This window comes from Nocardia colli (genome assembly GCF_008704205.1).
Lineage (GTDB): Bacteria > Actinomycetota > Actinomycetes > Mycobacteriales > Mycobacteriaceae > Nocardia > Nocardia colli.
Genome location: NZ_VXLC01000010.1, coordinates 93231 through 106790, shown reverse-complemented (window position 1 = coordinate 106790; position 13560 = coordinate 93231). Strand labels below are relative to the sequence as shown.

The following is a 13560-nucleotide window of genomic DNA, read 5'->3' as shown; positions in this document are numbered from 1 at the left end:
CGGCTACATCACGTCGGGCGGCCAGAGTTGGCGGACGTTGAAGCGGGCGGGGCGGTGGTCCGGGTCGGCGAAAGCGGCCCGGTCGCTGGTTTCCAGTTGGAAGAGGACGGAGAAGTCGTCCAGGCCGAACTTGCCGAAGAGCCGCGGCCAGGAGGTCAGCATTTCGACCGCCGCGGAGGTTGCGGCGATCGTGCTGCCGACACACAGGAATACGGCCGGGCAGTTGCCGAAGTTCTTGATCTTCTGAATGTAGAAGAGCTCGGTGTAGAAGGGGGTGCCGTCGGCGGCCTGGTCTTCGCGACGTTCGAACGGCCGGTCTTCTTCGCCGCAGACCACCGCGCACCAGGTGGGCGTGCCGTCCGAGGCGCGCCGCGGCACCATCTGGATGGTTCCGCGAATGCCTGCTTGCCGCTGCACCACGTATGCGGTGAGGGGGTTGTAGACCGGGCCACCGATCAGTACGTACGTGCACGGCTGGGCGAGCGCGACCTGGGCGATCTCGCGAATGGCGGCGTCGGTGTGCAGCTCGAGGTCGGCGTCCGGATGGTTGACCTTGGTGTACGGCGGGCTGACGCTGATGTCGCTGCGCAACACCACATCCGGCCCTTGCAGGCCGAGCTGGCCGGCCAGGGCGGTGAACAACTTGCTGGTGATCGAGGTGCGTGGCTGGAATACCGTGCGAAGCCTGGTGGCCGCCCGGTATTCACCTTCGGTGATCGTGGTGCCGTAATAGCTTCCGGTATGCAGCCCTACCGTTCCGCCCGGGCGCACTTGGATATTCGAGACAACGACCTCGATACGCGCCGAACCATCCCGGCGGCTACCGAAGAACGCGCGCAATCGGCGCTTGCGCCGAGTACCGACCGCGTGGATGAGACCCAGCGCCACCACGGTGATCACGATCAGCGACGCGACATTGGCGACGACTCCGAGGAAGATCTGAGCCGCCGGTGCGGACCAACCCATGCCAACCACATCCAGTCATTCGGCACGCCGGATATCGGGCTCCCCCGCCCGTCCGACAGGGATCGATAGATCACACAGCAGTTGACAACACGAGCCAGCCCATTACAGCACGGCCGGGAATCGAACGTTCTCGGAACTGCCACACGCGCGAAAGGCGTTAGCGGATACCGGCCTTCGCGGCGGTGAGGTCGCCGTTGGTGAAGTCGACCTGCCGTTCCGCATTCGACAACGCGGTGACGACGCAGGTGCCGAAGGGGCCGGTTCGGTCGAAGAGGGTGGCGCTGCCTACGGCGACGCCGTCGGCGCTGAGGTGGCTGTCGGCTTCTACGCCGATCTCGGAGCCGACCGGGGTGCGGGCCAGGGCGAGGGTCATGTCGGTGTTGATGAAGCCGACGCCGGCGCTGCCCCAGTTGGTCATCAGGCTGGTGGTCTCACCGATGACCACGGCACCGACGAAAGGTGAGGGCGGTTCGCCCTCGAGCACCCGCATCGGCACCTGCCACATGCGCTTTCGGCTGTCGTTCTGGTGTTCGCCGATATCGGTGGACCAGCCGTCGGCGTGCGCGTCACTGCCCCAGAGCGGACGCGTGGGTTCGGAGGCGACCGGCACGGACGGCGGCTGTGGAACTTCCGTGCGCGTCCACAACTGCCCCGGCGGCTGGACCGAGCGCTTGAGGAAGACGACGGTCGCGCGGGCGACGTCGACGCCGTCCTGCATCAGCGCGGCATCGGCGACACGGATCCGTCGTCCGTCCCGGACCAGCTCCGTCACCACGGTCACCGGTTTGGCCAGAGTGGGCCGGAACAGGTCGACGGTCAACCGGGCGGGGAGGAACCCCGCCGAACAGTGTTGCTGTTCCAGCGCTCTGGCCATCAGTCCGCAGACCGCGGGCCCGTTGATCATCGTGGGCGACCAGGCACTCGCGGCGAACGGCAACGGCTCGAAGCCGTGCGCGGTCGCCTCGAAGAACCCGTAGCGGACAACCACTCTCGATTTCCCCCTGTATCCGATCGACCTACTTGCGGCTCGCCTCGGCGTGCTCGTCGGCGGCACGTTCCTCGGTCTGCGACTTGGCCCAACGATAGTCCGGCTTACCCGCAGGCGAGCGCTTGATCTCATCGACGAACCAGAGGCTGCGGGGCAGCTTGTAGGGGGCGATCTCCTTGGTGAGGAAGGGACGCAGATCATCGATGGTCGGGCGGTTCTCGCCGCGACATTGCACGACCGCGACGACGCGCTGACCCCAGCGTTCGTCGTCGACCCCGACCACGAGCGCGTCGAAGATCTCCGGGTGCGTCTTCAGCGCGCCTTCGACCTCTTCGGGGTAGATCTTCTCGCCGCCGCTGTTGATGCTGACCGAGCCGCGGCCGAGCATGGTGACCGTGCCGTCTTCCTCGACCCTGGCGTAGTCGCCGGGGATGGCGTAGCGAATTCCGTTGTACTCCTTGAACGTTGCGGCGGTCTTCGCCTCGTCCTTGTAGTAGCCGAGCGGAATGTGCCCGCGCCGCGCCAGAATTCCGACCACACCCGAACCGGGCTGCACCGGGTTCCCGTCTTCGTCGAGCACCTCGGTGGACCCGTCGATCTTCACCCGCGGCCCACCGGTGTGGTTGACCCCCTTGGCCACGATCGACAGCCCGCCGAAACCGGTCTCCGAGGAGCCGATGGAATCGGAGATCATCCGGTTCGGCAGCAACTCCAGGAACTGGTCCTTGATCGCGGGCGAGAACAGCGCCGCGCTGCTCGCCATCACGTACAGGCTCGAAAGGTCATAGGGCTGACCGGTTTCCGGGTTGCCCTCGACCAACGCGTCCAGCATCGGCCGCGCCATCGCGTCGCCGGTGATGAAGATCAGGTTGATCTTGTGCCGGTCGATCGCCTGCCACACCCCGTGCCCGCTGAACTCGGGCAGCATCACGGCCTTGCCGCCGTCGAACAAGCTGTGGAAGGTCGCCGTCTGCGAGCCGCCGTGGATCATCGGCGGAATCGGGAACCGGACCATGCTCGGGTTGTTGGCCGCGCCCACCTTGGACTGCTGCCACTCGTCCTCGATCGGCTCACCGGTGATGAAGTTGATGCCGCCGCCGAGCACCCGCCACCAGTCCTCGTGCCGCCACATCACACCCTTCGGCAGGCCGGTGGTGCCACCGGTGTAGAGCATGAAGATGTCGTCGGGGGAACGTTCACCGAAGTCCCGCTCGCCCGAGGACTGCGCGAGGGCCGCCTCGTATTCGACCGAATCCGCTGCGGTCGGGATCGTCCCGGTCGTATCGTCGTCGACGACGAGAACCGTCTTCAGCAACGGGGTATTCGGCCGGACCCCGGCCACTCGATCGCTGTAGCGGCGCTCGTGGATCAGCGCGACCATGTCCGAATTGTCGAAGATGTATTGCAACTCGTTCTCGACGTATCGGAAGTTCACGTTGATCATCACCGCGCGCGCCTTGAACACCGCGACCATCGCCTCGACGGCCTCGATCGTGTTGCGCGAGTAGATGCCTACCTTGTCGCCCGGCTCGACACCGTGTTCGAGCAGGTAGTGAGCCAACTTGTTGGCGCGCTCCTCCAGCTGTGCGTAGGTCACCTCGCGGCCGTCGTCAGCGAGCGCGACGCGGTCGGGCATCAGGTCGATGGAATGTTCGACAAGGTCCGCTATGTTGTAGCTCACAAGGCTAAAAATAGAACGTGTTACTGTTCCTGGCAAGGTGCGAACGTCAGGAGATTCGTCAATGCCCCACTGCCTCGTCGAGAAACGCGACCATGTCCTCATCGTGACGATGAATCGCCCCGAGGCGCGCAACGCGCTTTCGGCGGAGATGATGGCGATCATGCGCGACGCCTGGGACCAGGTGGACAGCGATCCGGACATCCGGGTGGCGATCCTGACCGGCGCCGGCGGCGCGTTCTGCGCGGGCGCGGACCTCAAGGCGATGACCACCCAGCACCCCGGCGATTCGTTCGCCGGCGGCGGCTGGGACCTGTCCAAGATCGAGGCGCTGCTCAAGGGCCGCAGGCTGACCAAGCCGCTGATCGCGGCGGTCGAGGGCGCGGCCATCGCGGGCGGCACCGAGATCCTGCAGGGCACCGATATCCGGGTGGCCGGGGAGAGCGCGAAATTCGGTGTGTCCGAGGCGCGCTGGGGCCTGTTCCCGCTCGGCGGGTCCGCGGTGCGGCTGGTCCGCCAGATTCCGTACACCGTGGCCGCCGACATCCTGCTGACCGGCCGGCACGTCACCGCCGCCGAGGCCAAGGAGATCGGGCTGATCGGGCACGTGGTGCCGGACGGCGGCGCGCTGGACAAGGCGCTCGAACTGGCCGCGCTGATCGCCGCGAACGGCCCGCTGGCGGTGCAGGCCATCCTGCGCACCATCCGGGATACCGAGGGCATGCACGAGGAAGAGGCGTTCCAGATCGACGCGAAGCTCGGCACCGCCGTGTTCCGTTCGACGGACGCCAAAGAGGGTCCGAAAGCCTTCGCGGAGAAGCGGAAGCCGACCTTCACCGGCAGCTGAGAAACGACGCCCCCGGCACCTTTCCGGTGCCGGGGGCGACCCCTCGCCGGGGCTCAGCAACTCGTGTAATCCATCCAGAACGGCTCCCACTGATGGCCGTCCGGATCGAGGAAGCTGCGGCTGTACATGCCGACCTGCTCCTCCTGCGCCCGCTTGTCCGCGTTGATCTCCTCGGTGCCGCCCGCGGCGAGCGCGGCGGTCGCCAGCGCGTCCACCTCCGCGGCGCTGGTCAATGCCAAACCGTAAGTGGCGCCGACCTTCTCGCCGGTGTCGGCGACCTTGCGCTGACAGAACGTGGTGAAGAACTGCGTGGTCAGCAGCATGACGCAGATGTTGTCGTCGATGACGATGCAGGCCGCGTTATCGTCGGTGAACTCCTGGTTGACCTTCCAGCCGAGCGCCTCGTAGAAATCTTTCGACCGATTCAGCTCGGCGACGGGTAGGTTGAGAAAAATCATCCGGCTGGTCATGTCTCGGGCACCTCTTCGTAGTCCGCCTGTTTAGTTGCGCATCAATAGAGACGAATCCCGGCGGCCGAACTAATCGCTCGCCTGCCCGATGTGATCGCACCCACTGCGGCGGCCCGCTCGATGATCTTGATGGTGCTGGTAGCGGACTTTTGGGTCTCGAATGTGTCGGTGGGCTGTGGCAGGGTGACACCCATGAACGACTTGTCCGGCCAGACCGCCGGCCTCGCTCCCGACGTGCTCGAATCCTTCGAGAAGCACCGCCGGGAATTGTGCGCTTACGCTTACCGCATGCTCGGCTCGTCCTTCGAGGCCGAGGATGCCGTCCAGGAGACCTTCACCCGCGCGTGGAAGTCCTACGACTCGTTCGAGGGCCGCGCGAGCCTGCGCTCCTGGCTGTACCGGATCACCACCAACGTCTGCCTCGACATGCTCGACGGGCCGCAGCGCCGGGCCAGGCCGATGGACCTGTCCGGGCCGTCGCGACCGGATTCGCCACTACCCGCGCCCCAGCCGGACTACGTCTGGATCGAGCCGATCCCGAACGCGCTGGCCTTCGGCGCCGACCCGGCCGACCACGCCTCGGCCAAGGACACGTTGCGCCTGGCCTTCGTCGCCGCCTGTCAGCACCTGCCCGCCACCCAGCGCGCGATCCTGATCATGCGCGAGGTGCTGCGGTTCTCCGCCAACGAGACCGCCGAGGCGCTCACCATGTCCCCCGCGTCGGTCAACAGCGCGTTGCAACGGGCCAGGGCCACCATGTCGAAGGTGCAGCCGGCCGCCACGGACACCTACGACGAGTCGAACGAGGACCAGCGCAAGCTGATCGACAACTTCGTCAAGGCGTTCGAGGCCTACGACATGGACGCCCTCACCACGCTGCTGAAGACCGACGTGTCGCTGTCCATGCCGCCGCTCGAGTTCTGGGTCTCCGGCCCGGCCGATGTCACCGCGTTCATGCTCGGCCACGGCAGCGCGTGCCGCAATTCCCGCATGATCCGGCTCGAAGGCGCCAACGGCGAACCGGCCTTCGGCCAGTACAAGCCCGGCGACGAGCCCGGCGTGTGGATCCCGTGGTCGGTCATCGTGCTCGAGCTGGACGGCGACGCCGTATCGAACATGTGCTTCTTCCTGGACACGGCGAAGCTGTTCCCGCTCTTCGGCCTACCCCCGGAGCTGCGCGAACCGGTCTGACGCACAGCGAAGGCGACCTCCACGGTCCGGAGGTCGCCTTCGACGGTCTTACGACGCGGGGACGTACCGCTCGCGCAGCTTGCGCTTGTACAGCTTCCCGTTCGGATCCCGGGGCAGCTCGGCCAGATAGTCGACCGACTTCGGCATCTTGTACTTCGCCAATTGCGTTGCGGCGAAGGCCAGTAGCTCGGCGGTGAGTTCGTCGCTGCCCTCGATGCCTTCCGCGGGCTGCACCACGGCCTTGACCTCGGCGCCCCAATCCGGGTGCGGGATACCGAAGACCGCGACATCGCCGACCTTCGGGTGGGTGATCAGCACGTTCTCGATCTCGGCCGGGTAGATGTTCACCCCGCCGGACAGGATCAGGTCGGAGCGGCGGTCGTGCAGGTAGAGGTAGCCGTCCTCGTCGAGGTGGCCGATGTCGCCGACGGTGAACAGGTCACCGACCCGCGAATCCTCGGTCTTGGCCTTGTCGTGGTGGTACTCGAAACTCGAAGCGCCCATCCGCATGTAGACCAGGCCGGGTTCGCCGGCGGGCACCTCGGTGCCGTCTTCCTCGCTGAGCACCTTGATCACCGACCACGGCCACGCCTTGCCGACCGAGCCAGGCTTACGCAACCACTCGGTCCCGTTGATCACCGTGCCGCCACCCTCGGTGGCCGCGTAGTACTCGGTGACCGTCGGCCCCCACCACTCCAGCATCTTCCGCTTGGTCTCCTGCGGACACGGCGCGGCGCCGTGCACCATGCTGCGCAGCGAGGACACGTCGTACTTGGCGCGCACCTCCTCGGGCAGCCCGAGCAGTCGATGGAACTGGGTCGGCACCATGTGACTGTGCGTCACCCGATACTTGTCGATCAGCCGCAACATCTCCTCGGCCTCCCACCGATCCATCAGAACGAGCTTGTGCCCCAACTGAATCGAGATGGTCGCGAAGTTCAGCACCGCGGTGTGATAGAGCGGCGACCCGCAGATATGCACGTGATCGTCGTAGGGCGCCAGCTCGAACAGGCCGAAGAACGCGCCGGTGTGCGGCGGTACGACATCCGGGTCGGCGCCGGTCAGCGGGCGGCGAACGCCCTTGGGCCGCCCCGTGGTTCCGGACGTGTAGAGCATCGGCGCGCCGGTGCTGCGATCGGACGGCCGCCCGGTGTCCGCGGCGCCCAGCCAGGCCACCGACTTGAAACCCTCGATCTCGCCCACCGAAAAGCGCGCCGACGCAGGCAATTTCGCCTCGTCGGCGGCGGCCTTGCCGGTGGCGGCGAACCGATCGCTGACCAGGAACGCCTTCGCCTCGCTGTCCTGCAGGATGTAGGCGACCTCCGGGCCGGTGAGATGCCAGTTCACCGCGACGATGTACAGCCCGGCCTGGTACGCCGCGAAGTAGGCGGCGATCGCCTCGACGCAGTTGTGCACCATGCTGACCAGCACGTCGCCGGTTTCCAGGCCGAGCCCGCGCAGGCCGGTGGCATAGCGGTTGGCGAGCGTGGCCAATTCGCGATATGTCACCTCCCGGCCCGCCGGATCGACCATGGCGATCCGATCGGGTTCGGCTTCGGCGATGTTCCAGAGACCGAGAATTTTTACTGACTCCTGCACTGGGGGATGGTGAGGAGGGGTAGCCGACGGGGTGGGTGAGGCATTCACAGTATTGAATCTAGAACGTGTTCTACATATCGACAAGGGGTGCGAGCCGACGTAATTGTTCGACATCGGGAGCCGACACCAACATCATGGTGACCCCGGCCGCCGACCAGACCCCGAGTTGCTTGCGGACATGCTCCTCGTCGCCGATGATCGCGGTATCCAGAATCATCTCGTCCGGCACCACGGCCGCGGCCTCGGCCTTCTTGCCCGCCATGAACAGCCTGCCGATCTCGTCGACCTCGCGCTCGTACCCCATCCGCCGATACACCTGCGCGTGGAAATTCTGTTCCGGCGCACCCATGCCGCCGATGTAGAGCGACATGATCCAGCGCATTTTCTCCAGCTCGCTCGCCGGGTCGTCGGTGATCACCACCTGGCAGCTCGCGGCGATCTCGAAGTCGTCGCGCGAGCGGCGCGCGCCGGCCCGTGCGAACCCCTCGTCGAGCCAGTCGTTGTACATGTTCGCCAGCCGCGGCGCGTAGTAGATGGCCAGCCAGCCGTCGGCGATCTCCGCGGTCAGCGCGACATTCTTCGGCCCTTCGGCGCCCAGCCAGATCGGCAAATCCGCACGTAGCGGATGCACGATCGGCTTGAGCGGCTTGCCGAGTCCGGTCGACCCCGGCCCGGTGTAGGGCAGCGGATAATTCGGCCCGTCGCTGGTGACCGGCGCCTGACGGTCGAGGATGCGCCGGATGATCCCGACGTATTCGCGGGTGCGTTGCAGCGGCTTGGCGAACGGCTGGCCGTACCAGCCCTCCACCACCTGCGGCCCGGACACCCCGAGCCCGAGGATCGCCCGGCCGCCGCTGAGATGATCCAGCGTGAGCGCGTGCATCGCGGTCGCGGCCGGCGTGCGGGCCGACATCTGCACCACCGAAGTGCCGAGGCGCACCCGCTCGGTCGACGATCCCCACCAGGTCAGCGGGCCGAACGCGTCCGATCCCCACGATTCCGCGGCGAATACCGCATCGAACCCGGCATCCTCGGCCGCGACCACCAACTCCCCCGCGTTCTGCGGCGGCTGTGCCATCCAGTACCCGAGTTGCAGTCCGAACTTCATGGAACACCCTTTCCGAGCCAACTGCTTGCCAGCAGAATAAGAACCTGTTCTACTCGACATTGTGACTCAGGGGAATACTGCATCCGGCGTAATCGCGGATGAGAGAGGGGCGAAATTGAACACTTCGTCGCGCAGCGACTCCATGAGGGGCGGCGGTCGGGCGACGGGTGGGCACACCGCACCTGATGTACTCAGCGCGCCTCTTCGGGTGCGATTCGACTACACCCGGTCCGTCGGACCGACGATCGGCAACTTTCTGACCAACCTGCGTGCCCGCAAGGTCGTCGGCGTGCGCGGCTCGGACGGACGCGTGCTGGTGCCGCCGCCGGAATACGATCCGGTGACCGCCCAACCACTCACCGAGTTCGTCGATGTCGCCGATACCGGCACCGTCGAGACCTGGACCTGGGTGCGCGAGCCGCTGCCCGGCCAGCCGTTCGACCGGCCGTTCGCCTGGGCGTTGATCCGGCTGGACGGCGCGGACACCACGCTGCTGCACGCGGTCGACGTCGCCGCGCCCGAGGACATCCACACCGGCCTGCGCGTGCGGGTCAAGTGGGCCGCGGAGACCACCGGCAGCATCCATGACATCGCCTCTTTCGTGCCGGGCGAAGAGTCCGAAGCACCGGTGGCAGCAACCGACGGTGAACCGATCACGGTGATCACCACCCCGGTCGCCCTGGACTACAAGCACACCGCCTCACCCCAGGAAACCGTCTACCTGCGCGGACTCGCCGAGGGCAAGCTGCTCGGCGGCCGCACCGACGCCGCGGGCAAGGTGTACTTCCCGCCGCGCGGCGCCAACCCGACCGACGGCAGGCCCACCGACGAGGTCGTCGAGCTGCCCGACCGCGGCACCGTCACCACGTTCTGCATCGTGAACGTGCCGTTCCTCGGCCAGCGGATCAAGCCGCCCTACGTCGCCGCCTATGTGCTGCTGGACGGCGCGGATATCCCGGTGCTGCACCTTGTACTCGGTTGCGAGGCAAGCGAAGTGCGGATGGGCATGCGGGTGGAAGCCGTGTGGAAGCCGCGCGAGGAGTGGGGCTTCGGCCTGGAGAACGTGGACCACTTCCGCCCCTCCGGCGAACCCGACGCCGAGTACGACACCTACAAGCATCACCTCTGAGAGAGGCGCACGTTGACTGACAACGACCCGTCGACCCACCCCGCCGTCTCCGCAGGCTCCGACGGCTACCATCCCCCGGTTGACATCGCGGTCGTGGGTTTCGCCCACGCGCCGCACGTGCCGGAGACCTTCGGCACCACCAATGGTGTGGAGATGCTGGTGCCCTGCTTCCAGCAGCTCTACAGCCAGCTCGGCATCACCAAGTCCGACATCGACTTCTGGTGCTCCGGTTCCTCCGATTACCTGGCCGGCCGGGCCTTTTCGTTCATCTCGGCGATCGACGCGATCGGCGCGGTGCCGCCGATCAACGAGTCGCACGTGGAGATGGACGCGGCTTGGGCGCTGTACGAGGCGTGGGTGAAACTGCGCTCGGGACAGGCGACGACCGCGCTGGTGTACGGCTTCGGCAAGTCCTCGGCAGGCACGCTGCGCCAGGTGCTCACCATGCAGCTCGATCCGTATCTGGTGACCCCGCTGTGGCCGGACGCGTGGTCCATCGCGGGCTTGCAGGCCAGGGCCGGGCTCGACGCGGGCCGCTGGACCGAACGCGACATGGCGGCGGTGGCCGCGGGTGACGGCGGCGACGTCGAAAGTCTGCTCGGCGCACCCTATGTCGCGGATCCGCTGCGCGCACACGACGTCGCGCCGATCACCGATGGCGCGGCCGCGATCGTGCTCGCCGTCGGCGACCGGGCCCGCGAACTCTGCGAGCGCCCGGCCTGGATCACCGGCATGGCGCACCGGGTGGACACCCCGGTGCTCGGGGCGCGCGACCTCACCGTCTCACCGTCCACTTCGGCTGCGGCACAGGCGGTTACCAGTGGCGATACCACCTTCGACCTCGCCGAACTGCACGCACCGTTCAGTCATCAGCAGCTGATTCTCGCCGAGGCGATCGGCCTGAAGAACGGCACTAAGGTGAACCCGTCGGGCGGCGCGCTCGCCGCGAACCCGATGTTCTCCGCAGGTCTGGAGCGAATCGGGTTCGCCGCGAAGGCCATCATGGCGGGCGACGCTAATCGCGCGCTCGCCCACGCCACCAGCGGGCCGGCGTTGCAGCAAAACCTTGTGACAGTTCTGGATTCGGAGGCGAGCCGATGAGTTTCCCGGCCGCGGTGCTCGGCACCGGACAAACCCATCACGTGACGAAAAGAACCGATGTATCGATGGCGGGCATGTGCCGCGAAGCCATCGATCGCGCGCTCGACGACGCCGGACTCACCATCGCCGATATCGACGCGGTGGTGGTCGGTAAGGCGCCGGATCTGTTCGAGGGCGTCATGATGCCCGAGCTGTATCTGGCGGATGCGTTGGGTGCCACCGGAAAACCGCTGTTGCGCGTGCATACCGCCGGTTCGGTCGGCGGCTCCACCGGTGTGGTCGCCGCCAATCTGGTGCAGGCGGGCGTGCACAAGCGGGTGCTCGCGATCGCCTGGGAGAAGCAGTCGGAGTCGAATGCCATGTGGGCGTTGTCGATTCCGGTGCCGTTCACCATGCCGGTCGGCGCGGGTGCCGGCGGCTACTTCGCCCCGCACGTGCGCTCCTACATCCGGCGCTCCAACGCGCCGAGCCATATCGGCGCGATGGTCGCGGTCAAGGATCGCCGCAACGGCGCGAAGAATCCCCTTGCCCACCTGAAACAGCCTGACATCACACTGGAATCGGTGCTGGCCTCCCAAATGCTGTGGGACCCCATCCGTTTCGACGAGACCTGCCCGTCCTCCGACGGCGCGTGCGCCCTGGTGATCGGCGACGAGGAGGCAGCGACCGCGGTCGAGGCCACCGGCAAGAAGGTCGCATGGGTGCACGGCACCGCGATGCGCACCGAGCCGACCACCTTCGCCGGACGCGATCAGGTCAACCCGCAGGCCGGCCAGGACGCGGCCGCCGCGCTGTGGCAGGCCGCCGGAATCACCGACCCGCTCAACGAGATCGACGTGGCCGAGATCTACGTGCCGTTCTCCTGGTTCGAACCGATGTGGCTGGAGAACCTCGGCTTCGTGCCGCAGGGCGACGGCTGGAAGCTCACCGACAAGGGCGAAACCGAGATCGGCGGCATCCTGCCGGTCAATCCGTCCGGCGGCGTGCTCTCCTCCAACCCGATCGGCGCCTCCGGGCTGATTCGCTTCGCCGAGGCGGCCAAGCAGGTCATGGGCCGGGCCGGGGCCTACCAGGTCGAAGGGGCGCGCAAGGCCTTCGGCCACGCCTACGGCGGTGGGTCCCAGTACTTCTCGATGTGGGTAGTCGGGTCGGACAAGCGATGAGCCCGTTGCAGTTCACCCTCGGTATCGCGCTGAGCCCGCTGGAGCAGCTACCGGAGCTGGCGAAAACCGCTGAGGAGTGCGGGTTCTCGTCGATCGCGCTGCCGGACTCGCTGTTCTACATGAAGTCGGCGGCAGCGAAGTATCCGTATACCGCTGACGGCAGCCGGTTCTGGGGACCGGAGACCCCCTGGGTCGACCCGCTGATCGGCGCGACCGCGATGGCGGCGGTGACCAGCCGGATCCGGTTCTACACCAACGTACTCAAGCTCGGTTCGCGCAATCCGCTGCTGCTGGCCCGCCAGGTCGGCTCGGTGGCCAATCTTTCCGGCAACCGCTTCGGCTTCGGCGTCGGGATCGGCTGGGCCCCGGAGGAATTCGAGTGGTGCGGGGTGCCGTACGCGCGGCGCGGCGCCCGGGTGGACGAGATGATCGAGGTGATCAAGCTGGTCCTCGGCGGCGGCATGGTCGAATTCCACGGCGAGTTCTTCGATTTCGACGAGCTCCAGGTCAGCCCCGCGCCGACCGAGCCGGTGCCGTTCTATATCGGCGGGCACACCGAGGTGGCGCTGCGTCGCGCCGCCCGGGTGGGCGACGGCTGGACCTCGGCGATGATGACCTACGACGAGCTGTGCCGCACCATCGGCAAGCTGGACGCGCTGCGCGCCGAATTCGGCCGCGGCGACGCGCCGTTCGAGATCCAGGCCGTGTGCATCGACCGGTTCGGCCGCTCGGGCTACCAGGATCTGGCCAACGCCAGCGTCACCGACGCGATCGTGGTCCCCTGGCTCTTCGACGGCATCGGCTTCGACGGCGACCTCGCCGCCAAACAGGACTCGCTGCGCCGATTCGCCGCGGCGAACATCGAAGATCCGATCGTCGCGGAGGTTTCGGCATGACTGCCACCGACCATCCGGCGCGGGCCGCCGGGCTCGCCTCGCAGGCCGCGGTGCGGGCCAGGGACAAGGACGCGTGGGTCGCGCTGTTCGCCGAAGACGGCATCGTCGAAGATCCCATCGGCCCTTCGGGTTTCGACCCGGAGGGCAAGGGGCATCGCGGTAAGGAGGCGATCGCGGCGTTCTGGGACAAGGCGATCGCGCAGACCGAGCTGATCGAGTTCCTGTTCGGCGACTCGTTCGCCTGCGGGAACGAGATCGCGTTCACCGGCACCATCCGCAGCACGCTCGGCGGCCATCAGATCGACGCGGACGGTGTGTTCACCTACCGCGTCGACGAGACCGGCAAAATCGCTGCGCTGCGGGCATTTTGGGAAGTCGATCGCGCGATGGCCACCGCGAAGAAGATCGGCTGACCACAGACCAA

The 13560-nt window shown here is 67.0% G+C and carries 13 protein-coding genes; 7 read left to right on the top strand and 6 right to left on the bottom strand.

What is annotated here, in order from left to right; translation table 11 throughout:
• Nucleotides 1–3 precede the first annotated feature (3 nt).
• The 3 genes from F3087_RS21435 to F3087_RS21425 form a co-directional block, all read right to left on the bottom strand.
• Nucleotides 4–966, bottom strand: a complete 963-nt coding sequence (locus F3087_RS21435; protein WP_150403805.1) for a hypothetical protein — start codon at nt 964–966, stop codon at nt 4–6.
• Between the two features lie 157 nt (nt 967–1123).
• Nucleotides 1124–1954, bottom strand: a complete 831-nt coding sequence (locus F3087_RS21430; protein WP_223885252.1) for a thioesterase family protein — start codon at nt 1952–1954, stop codon at nt 1124–1126.
• Between the two features lie 28 nt (nt 1955–1982).
• Entirely contained in the window at nt 1983–3635 is a 1653-nt protein-coding gene (locus tag F3087_RS21425) for an acyl-CoA synthetase (protein ID WP_150403803.1), read from the bottom strand.
• Between the two features lie 61 nt (nt 3636–3696).
• Between F3087_RS21425 and F3087_RS21420 the strand changes: the two genes are divergently transcribed.
• Nucleotides 3697–4479, top strand: a complete 783-nt coding sequence (locus tag F3087_RS21420; RefSeq protein WP_150403802.1) for a crotonase/enoyl-CoA hydratase family protein — start codon at nt 3697–3699, stop codon at nt 4477–4479.
• 53 nt (nt 4480–4532) lie between these two features.
• On the opposite strand, the gene F3087_RS21415 is transcribed toward F3087_RS21420, so the two are convergent.
• Entirely contained in the window at nt 4533–4949 is a 417-nt protein-coding gene (locus tag F3087_RS21415) for a VOC family protein (RefSeq protein ID WP_150403801.1), read from the bottom strand.
• Nucleotides 4950–5141: 192 nt separating this feature from the next.
• Between F3087_RS21415 and F3087_RS21410 the strand changes: the two genes are divergently transcribed.
• Nucleotides 5142–6140, top strand: a complete 999-nt coding sequence (locus F3087_RS21410) for a sigma-70 family RNA polymerase sigma factor (RefSeq protein WP_150403800.1) — start codon at nt 5142–5144, stop codon at nt 6138–6140.
• 48 nt (nt 6141–6188) lie between these two features.
• Here the strand turns inward: F3087_RS21410 and F3087_RS21405 are convergent, their stop codons facing one another.
• Together F3087_RS21405 and F3087_RS21400 are read right to left on the bottom strand one after the other, a co-directional pair.
• Entirely contained in the window at nt 6189–7739 is a 1551-nt protein-coding gene (locus F3087_RS21405; protein ID WP_150403799.1) for an acyl-CoA synthetase, read from the bottom strand.
• 70 nt (nt 7740–7809) lie between these two features.
• A complete protein-coding gene (locus F3087_RS21400; protein WP_150403798.1) occupies nt 7810–8847 on the bottom strand; it encodes an LLM class F420-dependent oxidoreductase in 1038 nt (345 codons plus the stop codon).
• A 142-nt stretch (nt 8848–8989) separates the two neighbouring features.
• Between F3087_RS21400 and F3087_RS21395 the strand changes: the two genes are divergently transcribed.
• From F3087_RS21395 to F3087_RS21375, 5 genes are all read left to right on the top strand, one after another.
• The gene (locus tag F3087_RS21395; protein WP_150403797.1) at nt 8990–9976 is read left to right on the top strand and encodes a Zn-ribbon domain-containing OB-fold protein; all 987 of its coding nucleotides are present in this window, start codon (nt 8990–8992) and stop codon (nt 9974–9976) included.
• An 84-nt stretch (nt 9977–10060) separates the two neighbouring features.
• Nucleotides 10061–11077 carry a thiolase domain-containing protein gene (locus F3087_RS21390; protein WP_150404001.1) on the top strand — a complete coding sequence of 339 codons (1017 nt, stop codon included), beginning with the start codon at nt 10061–10063 and terminating at the stop codon, nt 11075–11077.
• Nucleotides 11074–12240 carry a thiolase domain-containing protein gene (locus F3087_RS21385; protein WP_150403796.1) on the top strand — a complete coding sequence of 389 codons (1167 nt, stop codon included), beginning with the start codon at nt 11074–11076 and terminating at the stop codon, nt 12238–12240. The genes F3087_RS21390 and F3087_RS21385 overlap by 4 nt, the downstream gene beginning before the upstream one ends.
• Before the next feature lie 5 nt (nt 12241–12245).
• On the top strand, nt 12246–13136 hold the full coding sequence (locus F3087_RS21380; protein ID WP_150404000.1) for a TIGR03619 family F420-dependent LLM class oxidoreductase: 891 nt from the start codon (nt 12246–12248) through the stop codon (nt 13134–13136).
• Entirely contained in the window at nt 13133–13549 is a 417-nt protein-coding gene (locus F3087_RS21375; protein WP_150403795.1) for a nuclear transport factor 2 family protein, read from the top strand. Before F3087_RS21380 ends, F3087_RS21375 begins: the two co-directional genes overlap by 4 nt.
• Nucleotides 13550–13560 lie beyond the last annotated feature (11 nt).

Bases quoted from the DNA above. Each gene is read 5' to 3' on its own strand.
- F3087_RS21420 (WP_150403802.1), top strand. From the start codon at position 3,697: ATGCCCCACTGCCTCGTCGAGAAACGCGACCATGTCCTCATCGTGACG.
- F3087_RS21415 (WP_150403801.1), bottom strand. From the start codon at position 4,949: ATGACCAGCCGGATGATTTTTCTCAACCTACCCGTCGCCGAGCTGAAT.
- F3087_RS21375 (WP_150403795.1), top strand. From the start codon at position 13,133: ATGACTGCCACCGACCATCCGGCGCGGGCCGCCGGGCTCGCCTCGCAG.
- F3087_RS21385 (WP_150403796.1), top strand. From the start codon at position 11,074: ATGAGTTTCCCGGCCGCGGTGCTCGGCACCGGACAAACCCATCACGTG.
- F3087_RS21395 (WP_150403797.1), top strand. From the start codon at position 8,990: ATGAGGGGCGGCGGTCGGGCGACGGGTGGGCACACCGCACCTGATGTA.
- F3087_RS21435 (WP_150403805.1), bottom strand. From the start codon at position 966: ATGGGTTGGTCCGCACCGGCGGCTCAGATCTTCCTCGGAGTCGTCGCC.
- F3087_RS21400 (WP_150403798.1), bottom strand. From the start codon at position 8,847: ATGAAGTTCGGACTGCAACTCGGGTACTGGATGGCACAGCCGCCGCAG.
- F3087_RS21410 (WP_150403800.1), top strand. From the start codon at position 5,142: ATGAACGACTTGTCCGGCCAGACCGCCGGCCTCGCTCCCGACGTGCTC.